The 23,927-nt window shown below is 55.0% G+C and carries 18 protein-coding genes; 6 read left to right on the top strand and 12 right to left on the bottom strand.

Annotated elements, in window-relative coordinates; translation table 11 throughout:
• Positions 1-230 precede the first annotated feature (230 nt).
• From SR894_RS04370 to nirD, 3 genes are read left to right on the top strand one after another with little or no spacing between them, the layout of a single operon-like run.
• The gene (locus SR894_RS04370) at positions 231-1,586 is read left to right on the top strand and encodes an NAD(P)/FAD-dependent oxidoreductase (protein ID WP_133731343.1); all 1,356 of its coding nucleotides are present in this window, start codon (positions 231-233) and stop codon (positions 1,584-1,586) included.
• Positions 1,587-4,109 carry a nitrite reductase large subunit NirB gene (gene nirB, locus SR894_RS04365; RefSeq protein ID WP_223287851.1) on the top strand — a complete coding sequence of 841 codons (2,523 nt, stop codon included), beginning with the start codon at positions 1,587-1,589 and terminating at the stop codon, positions 4,107-4,109.
• Between the two features lie 31 nt (positions 4,110-4,140).
• The gene (gene nirD / locus SR894_RS04360) at positions 4,141-4,539 is read left to right on the top strand and encodes a nitrite reductase small subunit NirD (protein WP_133731345.1); all 399 of its coding nucleotides are present in this window, start codon (positions 4,141-4,143) and stop codon (positions 4,537-4,539) included.
• Positions 4,540-4,617: 78 nt separating this feature from the next.
• On the opposite strand, the gene SR894_RS04355 is transcribed toward nirD, so the two are convergent.
• A complete protein-coding gene (locus SR894_RS04355) occupies positions 4,618-5,454 on the bottom strand; it encodes an alpha/beta fold hydrolase (protein ID WP_133731346.1) in 837 nt (278 codons plus the stop codon).
• Positions 5,455-5,622: 168 nt separating this feature from the next.
• Between SR894_RS04355 and SR894_RS04350 the strand changes: the two genes are divergently transcribed.
• Complete coding sequence (locus SR894_RS04350; protein WP_133731347.1) at positions 5,623-6,555, top strand: cation diffusion facilitator family transporter; 933 nt, start codon at positions 5,623-5,625, stop codon at positions 6,553-6,555.
• A 14-nt stretch (positions 6,556-6,569) separates the two neighbouring features.
• Here SR894_RS04350 and SR894_RS04345 read toward each other — a convergent pair whose 3' ends face one another.
• A complete protein-coding gene (locus SR894_RS04345; protein WP_133731348.1) occupies positions 6,570-7,739 on the bottom strand; it encodes an MFS transporter in 1,170 nt (389 codons plus the stop codon).
• Between the two features lie 137 nt (positions 7,740-7,876).
• On the opposite strand from SR894_RS04345, the gene SR894_RS04340 reads away from it, so the two are divergent.
• Complete coding sequence (locus SR894_RS04340) at positions 7,877-9,265, top strand: aminotransferase-like domain-containing protein (RefSeq protein ID WP_133731349.1); 1,389 nt, start codon at positions 7,877-7,879, stop codon at positions 9,263-9,265.
• A gap of 4 nt (positions 9,266-9,269) precedes the next feature.
• On the opposite strand, the gene SR894_RS04335 is transcribed toward SR894_RS04340, so the two are convergent.
• From SR894_RS04335 to SR894_RS04325, 3 genes are all read right to left on the bottom strand, one after another.
• Complete coding sequence (locus SR894_RS04335) at positions 9,270-10,760, bottom strand: alanine/glycine:cation symporter family protein (RefSeq protein ID WP_133731350.1); 1,491 nt, start codon at positions 10,758-10,760, stop codon at positions 9,270-9,272.
• Between the two features lie 196 nt (positions 10,761-10,956).
• Positions 10,957-12,531 carry an aldehyde dehydrogenase (NADP(+)) gene (locus SR894_RS04330; RefSeq protein ID WP_133731351.1) on the bottom strand — a complete coding sequence of 525 codons (1,575 nt, stop codon included), beginning with the start codon at positions 12,529-12,531 and terminating at the stop codon, positions 10,957-10,959.
• A gap of 28 nt (positions 12,532-12,559) precedes the next feature.
• On the bottom strand, positions 12,560-13,315 hold the full coding sequence (locus SR894_RS04325; protein WP_166650360.1) for a FadR/GntR family transcriptional regulator: 756 nt from the start codon (positions 13,313-13,315) through the stop codon (positions 12,560-12,562).
• A gap of 613 nt (positions 13,316-13,928) precedes the next feature.
• On the opposite strand from SR894_RS04325, the gene SR894_RS04320 reads away from it, so the two are divergent.
• Positions 13,929-14,246 (top strand): NIPSNAP family protein, encoded by a 318-nt coding sequence (locus tag SR894_RS04320; protein ID WP_133731352.1) that lies wholly within the window; start codon positions 13,929-13,931, stop codon positions 14,244-14,246.
• A 21-nt stretch (positions 14,247-14,267) separates the two neighbouring features.
• On the opposite strand, the gene SR894_RS04315 is transcribed toward SR894_RS04320, so the two are convergent.
• From SR894_RS04315 to SR894_RS04285, 7 genes are all read right to left on the bottom strand, one after another.
• Entirely contained in the window at positions 14,268-15,953 is a 1,686-nt protein-coding gene (locus SR894_RS04315) for a thiamine pyrophosphate-binding protein (protein ID WP_223287852.1), read from the bottom strand.
• Positions 15,954-16,066: 113 nt separating this feature from the next.
• Positions 16,067-17,584, bottom strand: a complete 1,518-nt coding sequence (locus SR894_RS04310; RefSeq protein WP_133732924.1) for a tripartite tricarboxylate transporter permease — start codon at positions 17,582-17,584, stop codon at positions 16,067-16,069.
• A complete protein-coding gene (locus tag SR894_RS04305; RefSeq protein WP_133732925.1) occupies positions 17,584-18,054 on the bottom strand; it encodes a tripartite tricarboxylate transporter TctB family protein in 471 nt (156 codons plus the stop codon). The genes SR894_RS04310 and SR894_RS04305 overlap by 1 nt, the downstream gene beginning before the upstream one ends.
• Positions 18,055-18,123: 69 nt before the next feature.
• Entirely contained in the window at positions 18,124-19,107 is a 984-nt protein-coding gene (locus SR894_RS04300) for a Bug family tripartite tricarboxylate transporter substrate binding protein (RefSeq protein WP_133732926.1), read from the bottom strand.
• Positions 19,108-19,435: 328 nt separating this feature from the next.
• Positions 19,436-20,761 (bottom strand): enolase C-terminal domain-like protein, encoded by a 1,326-nt coding sequence (locus tag SR894_RS04295; protein WP_133732927.1) that lies wholly within the window; start codon positions 20,759-20,761, stop codon positions 19,436-19,438.
• A gap of 53 nt (positions 20,762-20,814) precedes the next feature.
• Entirely contained in the window at positions 20,815-22,383 is a 1,569-nt protein-coding gene (garD, locus tag SR894_RS04290) for a galactarate dehydratase (protein ID WP_133732928.1), read from the bottom strand.
• The gene (locus SR894_RS04285; protein WP_133732929.1) at positions 22,364-23,926 is read right to left on the bottom strand and encodes a tripartite tricarboxylate transporter permease; all 1,563 of its coding nucleotides are present in this window, start codon (positions 23,924-23,926) and stop codon (positions 22,364-22,366) included. Before SR894_RS04285 ends, garD begins: the two co-directional genes overlap by 20 nt.
• Position 23,927 lies beyond the last annotated feature (1 nt).

Below are 23,927 nucleotides of genomic sequence, written 5' to 3'. Positions count from 1 at the left end.
GTTATTTAAAAAAATATTTCAGACGGCCAGTTGGCTAGCTCCTTGCTTGTTACCGAGTAAGGTTTTTAATCAGCTGACAGCCAATGGAGGTTGTCGCGCGTTTAAAAAGACGCTATCGGGCAACGACGCCCCTGTTACGCACGCTTTTGCGATTCTTTGCAAAGAGGTGCGAGACAGGGGCGTTTTTTGTTTGGTGCTCAAGCAGCCGCAAAGACACAGAGGAGCCACCCATGGAAACCACTTCCCGGTGCTCGCCCAACGACCATCAAAACGACCATCTGGTGATCATTGGCAATGGTATGGCAAGCCACCGCCTAATCGAGGGGCTAGTAAAACAGCCCACACGCCCCCAGCGCATCACGGTGATAGGTGCAGAGCCAACCCCTGCCTATAACCGTATTCTGCTTTCGCCACTGCTGGCCGGTGAAATGCAGCAGGATGCACTTACGCTGCGCGACACCGCGTGGTACGCCGAACAGGGCGTCAACCTGATACTCGGTGAAAAGGTCGAGACGCTTGATCGCGCAAGCCAAACGTTGACCACCAATAGCGGGCGATCGCTTGATTACGATCATTTGGTCATCGCCACCGGATCACGCCCAGCGCTGCCCGATGTTCCCGGGATTGAACTTGAGGGCGTACACGGCTTTCGCGACCTGCAAGATGCCGAAGCACTTGAGGCCATTGCTCAGCGCGGCGGTGATGCTGTCGTGATTGGTGGCGGCCTACTCGGTCTTGAAGCGGCTGAAGGGCTGCGTAAGCGTGGCAACGGTATCAACGTTAGCGTGCTCCAGCGCAGCGAGCGGTTGATGAACCGCCAGTTAGATACGACCGCAGCACACCTGCTCAAAGACACCCTGACGCAACGCGGCTTGAACATCATCACCGGTGCCCAGCTAGAACGGCTAGAAAGTGACGCCCGGGGTCGGGTCGCCAAGGTGCATCTTGCCGATGGCCTCCAGTTGAACGCCTCCAGCGTGATCGTTGCCGCGGGCATTACCCCTAATGCGGAACTTGGCCGCCAAGCAGGTCTGCGCACGGATCGAGCTATTGTGGTGGACGAATGGCTCACCACCAGCGACCCGGCGGTCTCAGCGCTGGGCGAGTGCTGCCAGTTCGAGGGCACCACCTACGGCCTGGTGGAACCAATCTGGCGACAGGTAGAGGTGCTCGCCGCGACGCTGTGCGGCACGCATACCCAAGGCTACGCGGATACCCCCAGCGCCACCAAACTCAAAATCAGTGGTGTAGCGCTCTACGCTTTTGGCCCCACCGAGGCCAGCGCGGAGCATGAAGTGCTGAATTACCACGACCTTGAACGCGGCGACTACCGCCGCCTGCTGCTTCGCGACGGCCAGATTGAAGGCGCGGTGCTTTACGGCGACACCAGCCAAGGGCCCTGGTACTTCGAGCAGGCGCTCGCGGGCACTGATCTCAACGCTTACCGCCAAGCCTTGTTGTTTGGTGGTGCTGATGTCGAGGTTCTACGCGAAGCGGCATCTCTACACAGCCCTGATTCTTCTGAACTCTCTTCAAAACAATCTTCTTCAAAACACTCTTCTCATACAACGTCGGAGGCGGCTTAAATGTCTACCCAACAGCAGCTTATTATTATTGGTAATGGCATGGTCGGCCACCACCTGGTCGAGCAGCTCGTCGATAACGGCGCCCTCGAGCGCTATCAGGTCACCGTGTTTGGCGAAGAGCGCCACCGCGCCTACGACCGGGTACACCTATCTGAATACTTCAGCGGTCGCGACGCCGATTCGCTAGCCCTTTGCGAAGCAGATTACTACGCCGTTAGCGGTGTGGAACTGCGCACAAGCGAAGCCGTGATTGAGATCGACCGCGACCAGCAAGAAGTAATCACCGATCAAGGGCGATACCCCTACGACCGCCTGGTGCTGGCCACCGGCTCCTTCCCCTTTGTACCGCCGATTCCCGGCAACGACCGGGAAGGGTGTTTGGTCTATCGCACCCTGGACGATTTAGACGATATCCGCGCTGCCGCCGAAAACGCCACCACCGGCGTGGTCGTCGGCGGTGGTTTGCTGGGCTTAGAGGCCGCTAACGCCCTGCGCGGCCTGAACCTGGATACTGCCGTTGTAGAGTTCGCTGCACGCCTGATGCCGATGCAGGTGGATACCGAGGGCGGCGAGTTGCTGCGGGAAAAAATTGAAGCTCTTGGGGTACAGGTACTCACCGAGCGCGCCACCCAGCGCATTGAAGATGGCGAGGCGAGCCGCCATCGCATGGTCTTCCAAGATGACAAAGTGTTGGAAACCGACCTAATCGTGTTCTCCGCTGGCATCCGCCCCCGCGACCAGTTGGCCCGGGACTGCGGCCTGGAGATTGGTGAACGCGGCGGCGTGGTAGTGGATAACCAGTGCCTGACCAGCGACCCGGCTATTTTAGCGATTGGCGAAGTGGCATTGTGGAATCAGAGTATTTTTGGCTTGGTGGCCCCTGGTTACCAAATGGCCAAAGCGGCGTACTCGACGTTGACCGGCGGTGACACCCAGTTTGGCGGCGCCGACATGAGCACCAAGCTTAAGCTAATGGGTGTCGACGTAGGCTCAATTGGTGATGCCCATGGTAATCAGAACCCCGGCGCGCGGATGTTCCGCTACCTGGATCCCATCAAGCAGGAGTATCGCAAGCTGGTGGTTTCCAGCGATGGTAAAAAGCTGCTCGGCGCGATGCTGGTGGGCGACAACGGCGTTTATGACACGCTGCTACAGTACTACTCAAACCGTATTGAGCTCCCCGATGAACCCGCTTCGCTGATCCTGCCCCAAAGCAACGGCGCCGCGCCCACCCTCGGCCCCGGTGCGCTACCGGAAACCGCCTCCATCTGCTCTTGTCACAACGTCACCAAGGGCGATATTTGCGCCACTATTGACGCTGGCGCGGTGGATCTAGGCGGTGTCAAAGCGGCCACCAAAGCCAGCACCGGCTGCGGCGGCTGCACGGCGCTGCTCAAAAGCGTGGTTGACCATGAACTGGAAGCCCGCGGCGTTGAAGTCGATAAATCGATTTGCGAGCACTTCGCCCATACCCGCCAAGAGCTTTACGATATTGTGCGCGTTGAAGGCATCAAAACCTTCACTGACTTGATCGAAAAACACGGCAACGCCGACACCCATCGCCTGGGTTGCGACATCTGCAAACCCGCCGTCGCGTCCATTCTGGCCTCCTGCTTCAATGAGCCGATCACCGACGCGGCGCATATCCCCTTGCAGGACACCAACGACACCTTTATGGCCAACATGCAGAAAAACGGCACCTACTCGGTAGTGCCGCGTGTGGCCGGTGGCGAGATTACGCCGGACAAACTCATCGTGCTGGGTGAAGTGGCCAAAAAATACAGCCTCTACTCCAAGGTCACCGGCGGCCAGCGTATCGACCTGTTCGGCGCCCGCCTGGAAGACCTGCCGGATATCTGGAGTGAGCTAATTGCTGCAGGTTTCGAGACCGGCCACGCCTACGGTAAATCGCTGCGCACGGTAAAATCCTGCGTAGGCAGCACCTGGTGCCGCTACGGCGTGCAGGACAGCGTCGGCATGGCGATTCAGTTAGAGAACCGCTACAAGGGCCTGCGCTCACCCCACAAGATCAAGTTTGGCGTTTCCGGCTGCACCCGCGAGTGCGCCGAAGCGCAGAGCAAAGACATCGGCATTATCGCTACCGAAAACGGCTGGAACCTCTACGTGTGCGGTAACGGCGGCATGCGCCCCCGCCACGCCGAACTGTTCGCCACTGACCTGGACGACGAGCAGCTCTACCGCACCATTGACCGCTTCTTAATGTTCTACGTGCGCACCGCCGACCGCTTGCAGCGCACCTCGGTATGGCGCGAAAACCTCGACGGCGGCCTGGAGTACCTCAAAGAGGTGATTCTGGAAGACAGCTTAGGCATCAACGACGAGCTGGAGCGCCAAATGCAAACCGTGGTGGATACCTACCAGTGCGAATGGGCAGACGCGATCAGCGACCCGGAGAAACTCAAGCGCTTCCGCACCTTCGTCAACGACGACCGCCCGGATCCGTCAATCATTATGACCTCCGAACGCGGCCAGCCACGGCCTGCCCAATCCACTGCTCACTGACGCTTTAAAATAGCTATAAAAGAGGTTTCCAATGACCGCAACTGCATTGAAAAAAGAGATGGATACGACAGGGGCTAACAACACGATGGCATGGCAAAAAGTGTGTACCAAAGCTGACCTGGTCGAATTCTCCGGCGTCGCCGCCTGGCTTGAAACCGCAAAAGGCCCTGCTCAGGTAGCTATTTTCTACTTGCCTGGACAAGGAGTGAGCGGTGAGCTTTTCGCCCTTGATCACTTTGACCCTTTCTCTAACGCCAATGTCATCGCCCGGGGCATCGTCGGCGACCTTAAAGGCGCCCCTGTGGTCGCCTCGCCTATCTACAAGCAACACTTCCGCCTTGAAGACGGCCAGTGTTTAGAGGATGAGGATGTTAAGTTACGTACCTGGAAGGTTGAATTTAAAGGTGATGAGGTGTGGGTTGAGGAGTAACCACATTAATTAGCCTTGAAAAATCGACAACGCCGCCATTAGGGCGGCGTTGTTGTTAGCAGCCGTTACTCTCAAACGTTATTCATTCAAAAAGCTAATCAGCGCCTGATTGAACTCATCAGGATGGGTAGCATTGAGGCCATGGGGCCCGCCCTTGATCACTTGCATTTGTGCATTGGGCAGTAGCTCCTGAGCCCGCTTACCGCTGACTTCAAAGGGCACGATACCATCTGCATCACCGTGGAGGACTAGCGTGGGGATATCGATGCTGGGTAGATCTTTGCGGAAATCGGTATAGCTAAACGCCTTGATACACTCGTAGGTTGCCTGGGGTGAAGCAAACGCCGCAATATCGCGATGATACTGGCGGTTCGGCTCGCTAACTAAGTCGCTGCGTTCACCCGCTGTAAAGAAGCTCTTGGTAAACTCTTCCAGAAAGGCAAGGCGGTCATCTTTTACGCCCTCAAGGAACTGACTGATGGTGGCATCATCAAGACCACCTTCAGGGTTATCATCGGCTTTATACAGGTAAGGCGGCACCGCTGCGGCAAAAACGGCTTTGTGAACACGACTGGTGCCATAGCTGGAAAGATAGCGGGCCACTTCACCGCCGCCCATGGAAAAGCCCACCAGGGTGGCATCGTGTAAATCCAGCGCCTCAATCAGTTTCTTGAGGTCTGACGCTAGGGTGTCGTAGTCGTAGCCGCCATCGGCCTGGGTTGACCCTCCAAAGCCCCGGCGGTCATAGGTAATCACCTTATATCCCGCCTCGACTAACGCTGGCACCTGCTTTTCCCACGAGCGACCACTCAGCGGCCAGCCATGAATCAGCACCACGGGCTTGCCCGCCCCGCGCACTTCGTAATAAAGCTCAACCGGCGTGCCCTGTTCCGTTCCTACGCTCAGCATTGGCATCGTCTCACCCTCCTGTTTGGCTTAACGTGAATTAAACAAACGCCTCATTAGGTTAGTAGAACTTACGATGCTTTCCAAAAGTGCGTAATACGTCGGCATTCGATAATTCGCTAACAAAGTTGCTATGCTTATTGGCTATTTTGACTATGTATACCGGAAGAAACCTTTGTGAAGACAGAATCAAGCACTTTGGCATTCTCAGCCTTTATGGCGCTGCTGATTGGTTGTGCAGGCATCGTGGCCACACTCGCCTCCAACTCCCAAGCGATCTTGCTGGATGGGCTGTTTAATCTGATCTATTTCAGCGTCGCGCTGGTGACTATCAAAGTGAGCAAATTAGCCAGCCGCCCTGATAGTGAGTCCTATCCGTTCGGCTATAGCTACTTTGAGTCGCTGGTGAACCTGTGCAAAGGACTGCTGATTTTAGGCGTGTCTATTTTTGCCTTGGTCGATGCGATAGCTGCCCTACTCACCGGCGGCCGTGAGATTGTGGCGGGCCTGGCGGTGTTGTATGCCCTGTTTGCCACCGGTGCCTGTTCATTGACTGCCTGGGTGATGCACCGCAGTCAGCGCCATGTGAGCAGCCCATTGGTAGCGGCAGATAAACTTAACTGGTTAGTCAACAGTGTGATTTCTGCCGCCGTATTAGCCGCCTTCTGCCTGGTGATGCTGTTTGAGCGCCTAGGCTGGCTGGCGGTTCTGCCCTACGTGGATTCGGTGTTGGTCATTGCGGTGGTGGTGCTGTGTTTAGGCGTGCCGGTGAGGATGGCCTCCCAAGCTTTGAAGGAGCTGCTCAACAAAACGCCCGAAGAGGCTATCGCGGTGCCCGTTCGCCAAGCCGTGGCGAGTGCCCTGGCGGATACCGACACCCAAGAGGTGCGGGTGCGCATGGTTCGCCCTGGGCGCCTGCTATATGTGATAGTGCATGTGGTACTACCCGACGCATCCGATGTTTCGGTCTCCACCCAGGATTTACTCAGGGCACGCGTCGATGACGAGGTGCGCCGCTACTACTCTCCCGTGGTGTGTGACGTGGTGTTTACTGCCAACACCCGCTGGGCAGCGCCCTCCTGTGGTCTATTGGTAGAGAAGCAACCATAGATCAGTTGTCCAAGTTACCGAGCCTTGCGCAATAGAACTAGCGTGGCGATCACGCCCACCAGTAGCGCAAGGCCAAATAGCATTAACGCCAAGGTATGCCCTACAGCATCAATGAGTACCCCAGTAGTGATCACCGGGATACTGAAGCCCAGATAGGCCATCAGGAAATAGCCCGCGCTGGCTTGGGTGGCTTGTTGGCTAGCCGAGCCGTCCGCAATCGCCAACACGCCGCTTAATCCCCCCAGGTAGATAAACCCATAGCAAGCGCTACTGGCTGCTACCGTGCCCAGCAGTACCGCCGCAAGATAACCTTGAACCGCTCCCCAGGCGATCAACCCGTAGGCAATCGGCAAAATCACCAGACCCAGTCGAGTAGCGCTGCGCGGCGCAAGTCTTCTCGCCCAGGGCTGAAACAGCACCCCGCAGCTGCAGATACCGAAGGTGGCGAAGCCACTCCAGGCGGATAAACCGTGTTGGCTTAATGCTGAAGGCAGGATGGCTATCACTAGCCCCACCATCGCCCAGGCCAACAAAATCGCCAGCCCATAGGAGAGAGCCCCTTTAGGATAGCTGGGCAAACGCAGCATAGGACTTTTAGTGGGATTCGGAGTGCGATCCTTAAGTGTGGTGACCACCACCAGCGCCAGCGAAGCGATCGCGAGATAAATCCACAGGCTGGGTGGCGATACGCTTGGGGTGTGGAAAACAAACAGGCTCGTCACCGCGGCCCCTAGCCCAAACCCGAGTGCGGTACTGGCCGTTACGTAGTTGGTCGCCACACGGTTATCCTCACCACCCAACAGCAACTGCATATAAGCGGGAGCTACCGCAGACGTTAACCCCGTGCTGATACCCAGCAGAAATCGAGCAATGCCCAGCGCCAGCAAACCGGGCGCTATCAGGGTAATCCCTGTCGCCAAGAGACATAACAACAGCGCAGTCATAATTAATGGCTTGCGCCCTACCCGATCGGCCAAGCCATTTAACCCCAGCAGCACCGGTATAATGCCCACCACATAGCAGGCAAAAGCGATGCTAGTGGCACCAACGCCTAAACCATCCCGCGCCGCCAGCGCATCGTAAAGTGGGGCCTGTAAATTAACCGCCGTGGTAATCGTACATAGCGCAAACGCCAGGCAGGCTGCGCTCCTTTTATTGATAGCGCGATTGGCAGTGCGGCTCATAGCTAAGTCCTAAATAAGTAAGTCATTGAACCGCTAAGCTCGCACGCTTACCGCTCAGCGGTAAGGTACACTTAACCTCCACTTTCCAGACACTGTTCCGCCTTTTTAGGGAACAGTTGAAAGCCATAGGCCACGTTATGAAACTAGAGGTTAATCGGCACGCCACGACGCCCATCGCCCAGCAGCTCGAAGCAGGCATTCGCGCTTGGATTACCGCGCACGGTGCAGGCGGTGGCCGTCGCTTACCCTCTATTCGTCGCTTAGCCGCCACCCACCACATCAGCCGTAATGCGGTGATTGAAGCTTACGAACGGCTTGTCGCTTCTGGCTTAGTGCGCTCACGACCCGGTTCGGGTTTTTATGTGGCGGATAACGCAGCAGCACTGGTATCACAACCCGAAGCTACGAGCGGATTGGAAGAGGTCACCAACGGGCTATGGGGGCTTTTCAGTGCCAATGAGCACACGCTCAAGCTGGGCTGCGGCTGGCTGCCCAGCGACTGGCGAGAAGGCGATGACCTCACTCACGCCATTCGCCAAGTGGCGCGTAAAAGCCGTTCGGGGATTTTCGAGTACAGCACACCTCAAGGGCCGCAGGATTTACGCGGTTTAATCCAGGAACGCCTGCGCCCACTGGCGATTACTGCGGACGCCCAGCAGATCGTGATGACCGGAGGCGGCAGCCATTCGCTGGATCTGCTGGTGCGGATGCTGCTAGAGCCTGGCGATGTGGTCTTCGTGGAATCACCGGGCTATTACAATCTGTTCGGCCTGCTGCACTTACAGCGAATACGCGTGATTGGCGTGCCGCGATTAGCCGATGGGCCTGATATCGAGCGCTTGGAGGTGTTGTTGGCCCAGCACCGCCCAAAGCTGTTCTACATCAACAGCGTTTTTCACAACCCCACGGGCAGCACGCTCATCCCGGCAGTAGCGCATCGAGTGTTACAGCTCGCCGAGCAACACGATTTTCAGATTATTGAAGACGATATCTACGCGGATTTTCAGCACACTCCCACCACCCGCTTGGCAGCGTTAGATGGATTGAGCCGGGTATTCTACCTGGGTAGCTTTTCGAAGAGCCTCTCCTCTTCACTGCGAGTAGGCTTTGTCGCCGCGCCCATGGCTTGGGTACAGCGCTTTGTGGACATCAAGATGTTAACCAGCATCTCAGCTTCGCGGTTTGCTGAGCAGGTCGTCACCACCCTGCTGCAAAACGGCAGCTACCGAAAGCTTACCGAACGGCTGCGCATTAAGCTCGCCAATCAAATGGCAATAGCGCTAACGATGCTGAAAAATGCCGGTTGGGAGGTGTATACCCAACCAGCAGGCGGGATGTTTGTGTGGGCGAAACCACCGGTGGCCATTACTCCTGAAACCCTCAGTGAACTGGCTAACCGGTGGGAAATCACGCTATCGCCGGGGCATCTGTTTTTTGCCGATCACCAGCCAACGCCCTGGCTCCGGCTCAACGTCGCCTATATACAAGACCCAAGGGCGAAAGCGTTTATTGAAGCAGCGAGTTAATCCCCTACCCTTCTTTTGCCTCTTTCACTGGCCACACATCAGCATCTACCAGCTCGGGGCGTTTAAGAATGGCCGGATCAAATATCGGCTCTTTAATACCGTCGCGGCGCTGACGCTCATAATCTTTCAGCACGGCTACGGCAATTGGCCCCATGATCAAAATGGCAAAAAGGTTAGTAGTTGCCATTAGCCCCATGGCCAGGTCAGCAAAGTCCCATACCACGCTCAGTTCAGCGACGGAACCCAGCAGCACCATGGCGATAATAATCACCTTGAATACGCTTACCGCCTTTGCGGCGTGACGACGAAATAGAAATTCGATATTCACCGATGAGAACGAGAAGTTGGCCAAAATGGAGGTGAACGCAAAAAACAGAATCGCCAAGGCGATAAATATTTCCCCAAAGCCACCTAGATGGTCGACCATGGCATCCTGAGTAAGCTGAATACCTTCGATGCTGTCTCCAGGAGACTCCGACATTAGTCGCTCGTAAACGCCGGAGAGCAGAATCACCACCGCCGTGCAGCTACAGATAACGATGGTATCGACAAATACCCCAAAGGATTGCACCAGCCCCTGGGCTGCTGGGTGTTTGACCGTTGCTTGGGCCGCCGCATTAGGCGTTGACCCCATGCCCGCCTCATTGGAAAACAGACCGCGCTTGACGCCATTTTCCATCGCCGCTTTAATCGCGTAGCCCGCAGCGCCCCCCACCGCAGGGCCAAGGCCAAAGGCGCTCATCACTATCAGCGAGAGCATATCGGGCACTGCTGGCAGATTGGTCAACAGGATCCATAGCGCAACGAGCAGATACGCAATCGCCATTGCCGGGACGATCTTCTCGGCGGTGCGCGCCACCGATTTGAGGCCGCCATAAATAACCGCGCCTGCCAGGATGGCAATCACCACGCCGGTAATCCAATTGGGTATGCCAAAGGCGCCGTTCATACCTTGAGCGATGGTATTGGACTGGGCGGCGTTAAACGCTAAGCCGTAAGCAATGATCAGAAATACCGCGAACAGCGCACCGAGCCAGCGCCACCCCAGGCAGCGTTCGATGTAGTAGGCTGGCCCGCCACGAAATACGCCATCTTCATTGCGATGCTTATAGACCTGGGCCAGGGTTGATTCGATAAACGCCGTGGCGAAACCCAGTAGCGCAGTGACCCACATCCAGAAAATTGCCCCCGGTCCGCCAATCCATAGCGCCAGCGCCACACCGGCTAGATTACCGGTGCCGACCCGTGCCGCCATGGAGGTGGCAAATGCCTGAAAGCCGCTAATGCCATCCCCGGCACCGCGGGCAGTGAACGTCACATAAGCCATATGCCTGAACATACGGAACTGCATGCCCCGAGTCATAATGGTAAACAGCAGGCCAGCGCCTAGCAGCAGATAGACAAGAATATAGCTCCAGATAAAGTTACTGACCGGCATCATGATGGCATAGAGACCATCGCGAAGGGGGGCAATGAGTAGTTCAAGGGTCTCCATGGGCATGCTCTCCAATTGGTTTCTTGTTTACACGTGAGTATTTGCCCTGACCCGACGTGCTAAGTTGGCTCCCTAAGGGTTAGATCCCTGCCAATCAGTCTAGACAGTTTTTGAATTAGCCCCCAAGCATAGTGCATAAAAAAGCGGCCCGAAGGCCGCTAGAAAAATACAACTATTTAGAGTAACCACCCGTTAATTACAGCTCGCGTTTGCCGTCCACTAACCGCGATACTTTAAGCGGGTTGCCCTCTTTAAGGGCATCGGGCAGCAAGCCTTCTGGCAGGGACTGATAGCATACCGGCCGTAGGAAGCGGTGAATGGCCGCCGACCCCACAGAGGTCGTGCGCGAATCGGATGTGGCCGGGAACGGCCCACCGTGCACCATGGCATGGCACACCTCGACACCCGTGGGCCACCCGTTGGCGAGGATACGCCCAGCTTTACGCTCTAAGGTGGGCAGTAACGCTTTGGCGGCATCAATATCCGCGTCGTCCATATGCAACGTAGCGGTGAGCTGACCCTCAAGCTGTTCAGCAACACGTTTTACTTCCGCCGCATCTTCGCACTCAACTATCAACGAGCTGGCACCGAATACTTCCGCTTGCAGCGCTTCAGATGCGAGGAAATCGCTTGCTGAAGCGGCAAACAAGCCAGTCTGGCACTGATAGTCGCTGCCAGTCTGGCCGCGGGCAATTTCACGCACCTTGCTGGCGCTGCTCAGGCTGGCTACGCCGTCTTGATAAGCGCGGTGAATACCCGGCGTCAGCATTGTCTGCGCGCCGCTCGCTTCCACGGCGCCTCGCGCTGCTTCAATGAAGGCATCCAACTCAGGGCCTTTTTCCGCAATGACCAGGCCAGGATTGGTACAGAACTGACCAGCGCCCATATTGAGAGAACCCACAAAGGCTTCGCCCAGCGCTTTACCACGAGCTTTAAGGGCTGCCGGTAGCAAGAAGACGGGGTTAATGCTGCTCATCTCAGCGTAAACCGGGATCGGCTGAGGCCGCGCTTGGGCGGTTCTCATCAGCGCCGTGCCACCGCTGCGCGAGCCGGTGAAACCAACGGCTTGAATGCGCGGATCATCTACCAGTGCCTGACCTATTTCGTTACCGGCACCAAACAGCAGTGAGAAAACCCCTTCAGGCAAGTTGCAAGCTTTCACGGCTTTTTGAATCGCTTGCCCTACCAGCTCAGAAGTACCTGGATGCGCTGAGTGGCCTTTAACCACGACAGGGCAACCAGCCGCTAGGGCCGAAGCGGTATCCCCCCCCGCAACCGAAAATGCTAGCGGGAAATTGCTGGCGCCGAATACAGCGACAGGCCCCAGAGCGATATGGCGCTGACGCAGGTCAGCACGCGGCAGCGGCTGACGATCCGGCATCGCCGGATCAATACGCACATCTAACCACTCTCCGGCGCGTACAACGGAAGCGAATAACCGCAGTTGCCCGCAGGTTCGGCCCCGCTCGCCTTCAATGCGCGCCTGGGGCAGGCCCGTTTCGGCCATGGCGCGCTCAATCAGCTCACTACCAATCGCTTCAATTTCACTGGCAATGGTTTCTAAAAACGTAGCGCGCTCTTCTAGAGACGTTTCGCGGTAGATGGCATAGGCCGTTTCAGCTAGCTCGCAGGCTTGCTCAACATGGGCTCGACTGCCGCCAATATAGACAGGCTCTAGTTTTTCGCCGGTGGCGGGGTTAACCGCTTGAATATTGGCTTGGGTGCCGGTCACTGCGTGTTGACCGATCAGCATTTCGCCTCGAATCGTCATATGTTGCTCCTTATATGGGTCAGCGATATCACTGGTCACGATACTGGGCGTACGTGTTGCGCGCCCGGTTAAGGTGCTGGTACATGGTTTCGCGGGCTGCTTGAGCATCACGAGAAAGAATAGCTTCGAGAATGTAGGCGTGCTCTTCCTGAACTCGCTCTAAGTAGCGCTCGGAGGAGATAGGATTAATATCAATGCTCAGCAGCTTCGCGCGGGGAATCACGCTCTGACTCCACTGCTTGTAAAAAGATTGGAAAAAAGGATTTTTAGTCGCAGTAGCAATCGCAAAATGGAACAGGTAATCTTCTTCACGGGCTTGGGTTTTGGCAGTATATGCATTACTAAAGGCTATATGCTGCGCCTCAAGCCGCTGGCGATCCTCATCGTCATGGCGTAGGGCCGCCAGTTCGGCTGCCGCTGGCTCTAAGGTTAGCCGCAGTTCCAGTAGGTGCAAGATATCTTCCACGGTGGTCGGGTTGATACGCTCGGCGGGCCGCGCCTCTACCGTAGAAGAGCGCAGCACAGAGGTGCCCACACCACGTCGGGTCTCAACAAGCCCCAGTGATTTAAGGTGTGTGATGGCCTCACGTATGACAGTGCGGCTAACGCCGAAGGAGTCACACAGACTGTTCTCAGTGGGAAGCTTTTCTCCCACTCCTACTTTTCCCTGAGTGATCAACGCTTCCAACTGGTCGGCCACATGCACGGACAAGCTTCCCTGCTGTGTCACTTTACTTATTTGAAGCGGTTTTAGGGTAGATGCCGCTGCGCTGGTTTTGACCATGGAAGCAATCCTTCATTAATATCCAAGTTGTATTATATCGTACAACCTAGGTCTTGGAAGTGCCACTAAACGGCTTCTGAATGACCCCAGACAACCTTTTTTCTGTTTCATGCCATCACGAGTAATAAAAAATATTCCTCAGCACCAAACATAATACATCATACAAGCATGAAAGGTAGGTCTGCATACAGTGCAAAGCAAGCATAACTAACGAAATCTAAACCAAAGTTGCAGTAGCCTCCTGATAAATACCAAATCATCAAAACTGTTTTTCATACTGTTCAGCCAAAATCAATTCTTTGCTCATGGCGCGACTTGAGTCATATTTCTTGTTGCAGCATTGTATGATGTAATACAACATGTGATTTATGGAGGGATCGATAAACAATGAGACTTAACGTACCCCTCATACTGGCGCGATGACACAAAGTTCTTGGCTTGTATAGCGCCACCTTGGGCGGATCTCCCGCGGCTGTAACCGAGTGTACCAGCCAGCACTACCCGCCACGCCTACCGCCCTAAATCAGCGCTCGTTAACCGTTATGCTTCCCCAACAGCCTTGCTGAATCCTTCATCTTTCACTGAGGCTGTCCAATCACCAAGGAGTACCAACATGCTTTATGATCACCGCACTTATACCTGCATGCCTGGCACATTGAAAAAACAGATGGCGCTTTATGAAGAGCATGGCTGGGCTATCCAAAAGCGTCATCTTGGCGAGCCTCTGCTGTACGGACCGGTCGAAACCGGTAATGTGAATTCATATGTGCACATCTGGGTATTCAAGGACGCCACTGACCGTAGCCAGCGACGCGCCGCCATGCAGAGTGACCCTGAGTGGGCTGCCTATCTCAAGAAAAGCGGTGAGGCAGGTTATCTAATCAGCCAAGAGAACAAGATTGTGGTGCCCGCCCCCTTCTTTAAAGACTGACCTCGTTATTGATGAATCTCTTTATGAATTGGCTTTCACTGAACGCAGTGCCGCCACGGTAGTGCGTGTCGAAATCCGCTCGGGGTCGGTGACGAGTTCAATCACGGCAGGACGACCCGACGCCATAGCCCGCTCCAGAGCGGGCTTGAAACTAACGGTGTCACTGACCCGCTCAAAATGCGCACCAAGCCCTGCAGCCAGCTGACCGAAATCCGGATTCATTAAATCGGTTCCCGAGACGCGGTTGGGATGTTCACGCTCCTGGTGCATGCGAATCGTACCGTAAGTACCGTTATTGAACAGCAGTACGATGGGCCGTCCGCCATGCTGTACGGCGGTGGCAATCTCAATACCGCTCATCATAAAACCACCATCGCCGACAAACGCCAGCACACACTTTTCGGGTTCACGTAAAGAGGCCGCCACGGCGGCAGGAACCGAATACCCCATCGCACCGCAGGTTGAGCCAATAATCCGCCCAGGACGCTGGTAAGCCAGAAAGCGCTGCGCCCATCCGGTATGGTTTCCGGCGTCTAGCGTGACGATACACTCCTTCGGCAGGCTGTCGCGCAACGCATGCATTGCCGCCCCCATATCGAGTGGGTAATCGTGCGGTGGGGGCAGCGTATCGGCTAGGTACTCATCGCGAAGCGTTTTGCACCACTCACTCCAACGGCTGCGCTGCCCCCAATCGTGAGTTGCTAACGCTGTGGCCAGCTTATCAGGAGCCGAAACAACGCCCAGCGCCGGACTAAACACCCGACCTATCTCATCCGGGTCGATGTGTACGTGTATCAGTGTCTGGCTAGGGTTAGGAGCAGCTAGCGTAGTATAGGTTCTGGTAGTCATCTCGCCGAGCCGGGCACCGACGACCAACACTAGGTCAGCCTCGGCAAGACGTTTAATCAATGAAGGCACAACAGCAGTGCCGAAATCGCCCACATAGCAGTCTGAGGCGTTGTCCAAAATGTCCTGACGTCGAAACGAGCAGGCCACTGGAATGCCGTTAGTTTCAGCGAAGGTGCGTATCTGCTCACAGGACTCATCCGTCCAGCCCGACCCGCCTACCAACATTAACGGACGTTCGGCATGGGACACCAGGGCAGCAATTTTCTCGATTTCATCTACACCAACGCTCGGCCGTGATGGCAAATAGGGTGGCGCATCTTCCACTTCGACGATATCAGTCAGCATGTCCTCAGGTAGCGCCAGCACCACCGGGCCAGGACGGCCTGATGTCGCCACTCGGAAGGCGCGCGCCATGTATTCGGGAATTCGGCGAGCATCCTCAATCTGTGCCACCCACTTGGCCACACCGCCGAACATCACCCGATAGTCAATTTCCTGGAATGCTTCCCGATCCATCGAGCCACGGTCGACCTGGCCGATCAGCAGGATCATAGGCGTCGAGTCCTGCTGGGCAATATGAACACCAATAGCGGCATGGCAAGCGCCAGGCCCGCGTGTCACCAGGCATATACCGGGGCGCCCCGTCAACTTGCCATAGGCCTCGGCCATGTTTGCTGCCCCGGCCTCATGCCGGGCGTTATAGAGGGTGAAATGCTCACGCTGATCAAACAGCGCATCGAGCACTTCCAGGTAGCTCTCTCCGGGCACACAGTAGCCACTATCAGCCCCGTGGATCAGGAGTTGGTCAACCAGTACTTTTCCCCCGGTACGCGGTAGTGGGCGAGTTTTTGTTGTCATGTTGGCATCCTAATGGCAGAGAAGAGCGCCCCCAGCCGCTCATGATGAACAGCACTGGAGGCGCATATCGAGTAACAGAATCCAATCTTGTTTTGTACAAATGTTTATTAAGATCACGGAATGGCATCAAGCTTCGGCTTCTTGCGCAGAATCAGATAGGCGAAAACGACGGTTAATGCCAGGAAAGCAAGGCTGTCCAAACTGGTCAGAAAGACTATCGGGTTACCGTCATTGAACGATAAGGAGCGTCGCAAATACTGCTCCAAATCCGGCCCCAAGATGAAGCCTAGTAACATGGCCACAACCGAGTAGTTATGTTTGCGCAGGAAGAAAGCCAACACACCAAACAATAGGGCTAAAAACATCTGAAAAATTGAGTAAGTCGCCACATAACTTCCGACGAGCGCTACCACGGCGATGGCGCTGTAGAGCAGACCACGGGAGATTGAGACGATGCGAATAAAGTACGGCCCGAACAGGAACAGCGTCAGCGGGATGAGGATCAAGGCGCTCACAAACAGAGAGGCAAACATGGGCGCTATTAGATCAGCCTGCTGTTCAATGAGACGTGGCCCTGGCTGTAAGCCATTGATAACCAAAACGCCAAGTACAATAGCCGTGGTTGGGTCGCCCGGGATCCCGAACATCAGCATCGGCACAAAAGCACCGCCGCACATGGAGTTATTTGCCGATTCAGCCGCCGCAATACCTTCACGGCTGCCATTGCCATACTCTTCAGGTTTTTTCGAACTGCGCTTGGCATCAGCATAGGCCACGAAAGCCGCCATTGAGCCACCCGCGCCGGGCAAAATACCAATGGCATAGCCAATGAAAGCACTCTTAATATAGGTAAAGAACCCCACCTCACGAATTTCAGACCACGGGGGAATAAAATCGCGTCGACGAATTTTTAAGCCTTTCGCCCGCTTTAGCGTACCCTCTAAAGAGAGGTTCCAGTTCTGCGCCTGTACCAGTAGCTCACTGACCGCAAACGCACCGATGACCACAGGCATTAAACCGATACCTTCGACCAGCAGTTCAGTGCCAAACTCGAAGCGAGGAATCGGCTGGAGTACATCAATCCCCACGGTGGCCAGCATGATACCCAGGGTGGTGGCGACAATACCCTTGGCAATGGCTCCCTTGTCGACAATGATGATCACCACTAGGGCAAAGAGTACAAGTGAGAACTTGCCGGGGGTGCGAATCAAAAGCGCCAGCTCGCCTGCGATCGGCATGAATGCCATAAGCAATAAGGCACCAATTGAGCCACCAATCATTGAGCCTAGCGCCGCATGGCCTAGCGCATTGGCACCATGCCCTTTTAACATCAAGGCATTGCCTTCCACAGCAGTCATCATTGAAGAGGGAGCGCCGGGAATATTGATCGTCGTGGCCGTTATGCTGCCGGAGTACATTCCCGCCATAAAGATAGACGCACACATGACCAGCGCGGGTACAACGTCAATCGTGTAAGTAATGGGTAATAGCAAGGCGATCGCCAGCACTGAGGTAAGTCCAGGCATCGCACCGAAGAAGGTACCAATTAAGAAACCGGCAATCATGAAGCCCAGCACTTGCCAACTCAGCAATGCTTCAAAACCGCCCAGGAAACTAACAAAGGTCTCCATTAGAATCCTCCTAACATGGGAGGCAGACGCACCCCGAAAATACCGGCAAACAGTCCGTAAAAGAGCGCTGTAACGGCGATCACATAAAATATGAAGAAGGCGGGGCGATGTTTCTCGAAGTCAAAGATAAGAAAGAGCGCTACCACGAAACCCAGCGTCGCTGGCACGTACCCCAAGGGACGAAACACGCCGATGTAGATGCCTGTCGCCAGTACAATCAGCAACGGCCTTAGCAAAGAGCCACCAGTGGTCGCCTCTGCTTCTTTACGCCACTCCCCTACGATTACTACAACCAGCGCTACATACATGATGAAGGCCATAAGAATAGGCATGAAACGTGGCCCCACGATGGTGTCACCACCAAACTGCGAGCGTATGCTTAAGGCTTCCGCCAGATAGATCGTGGTCAATACCAGCAAGAAAGCTGGAAACAGTACTGCCGATCTTCTGAAGCGTTCGACGTTGTTCATTGACTCAAAATCCTCTTATTGAGCTAGCCGTGGCACCGGCTACCGATGCCACGCTCTTTGAGCTGCGAGTTACTTGGACATCACGCCTGCTTCAACCAGCGCATCCATTTCGCTGAACAGTGACTCGGCCGTTTCATCAGCCCAAGTAGTCACCTCATCGGTACCCAGCCAGTTCGGCGTTACCCCAACGTTGGCAACCCACTCTTGAAACTCATCGCTGTCGTATGCCGTTTTGTAAGCGCTTTCCAGTTCGTTAATAACTTCTTCCGGGGTGTCTACTGGGGCGGCAAAGACAATAAAGCTGCCAATCTGGAGGTCGATCCCCTCGTCAGCTGTGGTGGGAACATCGGGATACGTCGGGTTTTGTGTATCAGAAAACTCAACGAGACCGCGCACGGTGCCATCTTCCAGGAGACTGGAAAAATCACCCAGGCTGGTGAGTGCCACATCGACCTCATCGGACAGAATGGCTTCTTTTTGCGGGGCGGCACCACCGGGATAAGAGACGATCCTGAACTCCGTACCCGTCAACTCTTGTAGTTGCAGGATCGCCAGATGGACACGCCCGCCCAGATTTTGAATGGCAACGCGAATCTCGCCGGGATCAGCCTTAGCCGCCTCGATAAGGTCATGGATCGTTTGATAGTCGGAATTGGCATCAACGACGATTGCATCGGGTTCGCTGGTAACCCGTGCAATCAGCTTCAACTTATCGATATCGTAACTGGGCAGCATAGCCTGCCAGGGCACAGTAACTAGGCTGTCATAGGTTAACGCGCCAATGGTATAGCCGTCAGGACGGGCACTCATAAGCTGGCCAATACCGGTGGCACTAACGCCCCCCTCGATGTTTTCTGCGTACATGGAAACATCAAGATTTTCTTCCGCGATGGTGGTCAGTTTACGGACGATTCCATCGGTACCGCCGCCAGCTCCCCAGGGCACAATGACGCGGATATCTCGCTCAGGGTAGTCCGCGAGCGCTGTACCCGATAGTGAGAATAAAGCAACAGCAGCGGCCAGAGTCAGCGGGGCTTTGTTGTTTTTGTACATTGTGTCTACTCCTTAATGCATACACGCCACAAGGATCTGCGTATGCGTTGATAAGCAAAATGTTGGTGCATGAAGGTCTGTCAGTTTCTTGCAAGCAAGTACGCATCAAGTCGTACTTTATTCCTCAATCTCTTGTTGCATACCGGCAACAGAGGATTCTCCACACCAAAGTCATACATCATACAACCTGAAACTTAGTGTGTTCTTGGAGGTACTACAATAGAGAGATGTAAAAACTAGACCAAAGTCGAGCGCTTACTCACTTGGTTTGTTTCATCCCTCTATCTTCAATACAACGGGCTTAAGCCACGGTTAATGAGAAAATGCTCTAACGAACAAGCGCCGGGCGCTTCGGATCGAACTCCCATCCAGGAATCAAAAATTGCATCGCCATGGCGTCATTTCGCTGTGTGGTATCCAACGACTTGTAAAGCTTGTGTGCCTCCATGAGCTTGTCTTCATCCAATTCAACGCCTAACCCTGGCGTGGTGGGCACTTTGAGTTTGCCATCGCGAATGAGCAAAGGGTTCTTAGTGATTCGCTGTCCATCTTGCCAGATCCAGTGCGTATCGATTGCGGTAATATCGCCCGGGCAGGCAGCGGCAACGTGGGTCATCATCGCTAGCGAAATATCAAAGTGGTTGTTGCTGTGAGAGCCCCAGGTCATGCCCCACTCGTTGCAAAGCTCACCCACTTTTACCGCGCCTTGCATGGTCCAGAAATGACAGTCTGCCAAAGGTATATCAACGGAATTGAGCTGGACGGCGTACTGCAGCTGTTTAAAATCTGTCGCGATCATATTGGTAGCCGTAGGCAGGCCGGTGCGCTTCTTAAACTCAGCCATGGTCTCGCGTCCTGAGTAGCTCTCTTCCTGGCCACAGGGGTCTTCGGCGTAGCTAAGCAGGTGCTTGATCGGCTCCAGTACTCGCACCGCCTCATCGAGCGTCCAGGCACCGTTAGGATCAAGCGTTAGTCGTGCCTCCGGGAACGCTTCATGGAGCGCCCGTATGCAATCAGCCTCCTCATCCCCACGTAATACACCGCCCTTGAGCTTGAAGTCTTTAAACCCATAACGCTCATAGGCGGCTTTAGCTAAATTAGCCACCGCTTCGGGTGTCAAGGCCTCTTGGTAGCGGATTTCGTCCCAGGCATCTTGAGGGTTCTGCGCTTGAGGGTACGGTAGGTCTGTCTTGCCAGGATCCCCCAATAAAAACAGGTAGCCCAACGCCTCGACTTCATCGCGTTGACGGCCATATTGACCGAGCAAGTCGGCTACGGGCATGTGTAGTGCCTGCCCATAGAGGTCTAACAGCGCGGACTCAATGCCTGTGATCACGTGAACAGCGACACGCAGATCAAACGTCTGTCGGCCTCGTTCTTCGCGTCCGTTTTGGGCTAAACGCAGGCGAACCTGATTGAGGGTGTGCTTAACATTATTGATCTGCGAGCCTTCTACCAGCTCACGGCACTGTTCCAGTCCTTTAAGAATACCGCCGCTGGAAGGAATCTCACCAACGCCCTGGTTACCCGCATCATCTTCAAGGATAACCACACAGCGAATAAACCAGGGTGCATGACCGCCGCTGAGGTTCAGCAAAAAGCCGTCGTAACCAGCGACGGGAACCACTTTCATTGATTTAATCTTCGGAAACATATGTCGTAAACCTCTATTATTATTGACCCAAGTTGAAAAATTATTTTAAGGAATTAAGTCACTGGCGCAGGATTAAACAACACCAAGTCGTTATGAATACCTAGCCGATCGGCGGCAGCCTGTTGGCGCCCGCTGGCCACCTCAAGAATCAGGTGGAAAAGCTCCCAGCCCACCTCTTCAATGCTGGCATCGCCTGTGGCAATGCGGCCTGCATCCAGGTCGATAATGTCGTGCCAGCGTTTTCCCAGCGTGGAGTTAGAGGAGACCTTGAGCACAGGCACCATGGCCAGGCCATATGGTGTCCCACGCCCAGTGGTAAACACTTGCAAGTTCATACCTGCCGCTAACTGAAGCGTGCCGCAAATAAAATCGCTGGCCGGAGTGGCAGCAAAGGTCAGGCCCTTCCGGCGCAGCCGTTCACCGGGGCCAATAACATCAACAATGGGTGAGTTGCCCGACTTAATCACCGACCCCAGCGCCTTCTCAACCACATTGCTGAGCCCGCCTTTCTTGTTGCCTGGGGAGGGGTTGGCGCTACGATCCGCCTGCCCTTGAGACAGGTAGTCGTCGTACCAGGCCATCTGCTCGATCAACGCCCTGCCCACCTGCTCATCAATTGCCCTTGGCGTCAGCAGATGGATGGCGTCTCGCACCTCGGTGACCTCCGAAAACATCACGCTGCCACCCGCCCGTACGATCAAATCGGTCGCAAAGCCCACCGCAGGGTTAGCCGTTACTCCGGAAAAAGCATCGCTACCGCCACACTGCATACCGACCACTAGCTCGGACGCCGGGCAGGTTTCGCGCTGACGTCGATTGAGTCGCTCAAGATGGCGTTCGGCCATGGCCAGAATACCCTCGACCATCTCACCGAAGCCTTGAAAGGAGTCATCTTGAAGGCTCAGCACGTTGGCTTCTGGGTCGGCCGCCTGGGTGTTTTCATAAACTCTTACTGGCCGGTCGGTCAGCAGTGTCGAGGGTTGCAACTTTTCACAACCCAGCCCGATCACCATTATCTCGTTGCCGAAGTTTGGATTCAGGGCGATGTTTTTAAGCGTTCGAATCGGCACAATCGCCGCAGGTGCATTAATGGCAACGCCACAGCCATAAGAGTGATTAAGCCCCACAACATCGTCGACGTTGGGGAAGCGTGGCAGCAGCTCGCGTTTGATGCGCTGCACTACGTAATCGACAGTACCGGCGACACACTGAACGCTGGTGGTGATACCCAAGACGTTCTTGGTACCCACGCTGCCATCCGGATTGCGGAAGCCTTCAAAGGTGTACCCTTCCAGAGGCTCCATCGCGGGGATCTCACGTGTGGCCAAGGGTAACTCACCCAGCGCCGGTGCCGTGGGAAGGCGAACATTCGTCTCGTTCACGTGACTGCCACAGGCAATGGCCGTTAACGCCTGACCAATGATCTCGCCATAACGAACAACCTGAGCCCCTTCAGCGATGTCCTCTAGCGCCACCTTGTGGCCTTGCGGAATAGGCATCGTGGTGGTGATGCTGCCCTCAATGACGGTGCCTTCAGCGAGGCCGCCCTGCTCGACCACAATGGCAACGTTATCGCTGGGGTGTACGCGAATCACACGCGTATTAGTCGTTATCTGTGTCATGACCCTTTCCTGAGGCTGTGTGTGTACTGCCAGTCACCTGGGTCAGCTCCATTTTTTGTCTGGCGCGAGACTTAACCCCCATAACGATCGCGAACATTATCGAGGCTGCAATCAATCCCCACAGCACCATGGCAATGGGGCTCTTGGTGAAAAAGATCGAGTAAGTGCCGAACGATTCCAGACTCTTGACGAAGTAGACCTCGGCCTGGCTCCCCAAGATGAAACCAATAATGAGCGGAGCCACTTCCAGACCAATCTTCTGCACCAGATAGCCTAAAACACCGAAAATCAGCAGCGTCCAAACATCAAACATGATCCCGTAGTTGATGGCATAGGCACCCACTACACACATCATCACAATGATGGGAAACAGGATGTGCTTGGGAACCATCACCACTTTGGCGATGTACTTAATGGCATAAAACATTAAGAAGAACATCACGATGTTGGCGAACACCAGGGCCGTCATCATGACGTACCAAGTGTCGGTATTCTCAGGAATAAATAGCGGCCCTACCTGGATGCCCTGCAGCGTGAATGCACCGATCAACACAGCCGTAGTTGAGTCACCGGGGATACCCAGCGACAGCAGTGGGATCAATGCACCTCCGGTCAAGGCATTGTTGGCTGACTCCGAGGCAATAAGTCCCTGGGGTGCCCCTTTACCCATTTGCGATGAATCCCGCGTTAAGTTTTTTTCTTGGGTATAAGCCAGCACGGAAGCGGCGCTGCCACCGACCCCAGGCAGCATGCCGACGAAGGTACCGATAAAGGATGAGCGCACCAGATTGGTCACACGTCCTCTAAAGATCGAAAGCGAAAAGCCACCTCCTTTGCTGATCTTTATGCGTTCGCTGACCAGCCCACTCTTTGCGCCCTTTTCCGCTTCAAGCAAAATCGTGGAAATACCAAAGACACCGATCAACACCGGCAATAGCGAAAACCCTTCAAATAAGTAGGGTTCCATGAAATCGAACATCAGTCGGGTCTTGCCATTGCCACCATCCGAGATGCTGTAGTCACCGATCAGGCTCAGCCAGATGCCGATGACGCCGCTAAAGATGCCAATCAGCATGCTGCTGGAGAGCGAAGCAATGACACTTAACGCTAACAAAATGATCAAAAACTTCTCCACATAGGAGAACTTGATCGAGAAATCGGCCAATAGTGGCGCAAACAGGAAGAGTATAGCGGCGCTGATAAGCCCCCCGACGACGGACGCGATAACGCATATCTTCAACGCTTTCTCACCCTCGCCCTTTTGGGCCATCGGGTAGCCATCAAAGGTAGTGGTGATTGAAGACGGTGTGCCGGGAATATTGAGCAGCACCGCCGGCACCATTCCACCGGAAATCCCCCCTACATAAAGCCCCAGCAACAGCGCCAGGCCATGGTGTAATCCAAGGGCATAGGTGAGCGGCAGGCAAACAGCCACCGCCATGGTGGCGGTCATACCGGGTATAGCGCCGAAGATGATGCCTATCAGAGCACCGAACCCGGCGAGTAAAAAAAACGTTATATCGAGAAGTGAGAGAAATTCCATG

The sequence above is a fragment of the Vreelandella neptunia genome, from assembly GCF_034479615.1.
In the GTDB taxonomy this organism is placed as follows: Bacteria; Pseudomonadota; Gammaproteobacteria; order Pseudomonadales; family Halomonadaceae; genus Vreelandella; species Vreelandella neptunia.
Note: the sequence above shows the minus strand (reverse complement) of the source record. Positions and strands in the feature narration are given on the sequence as shown.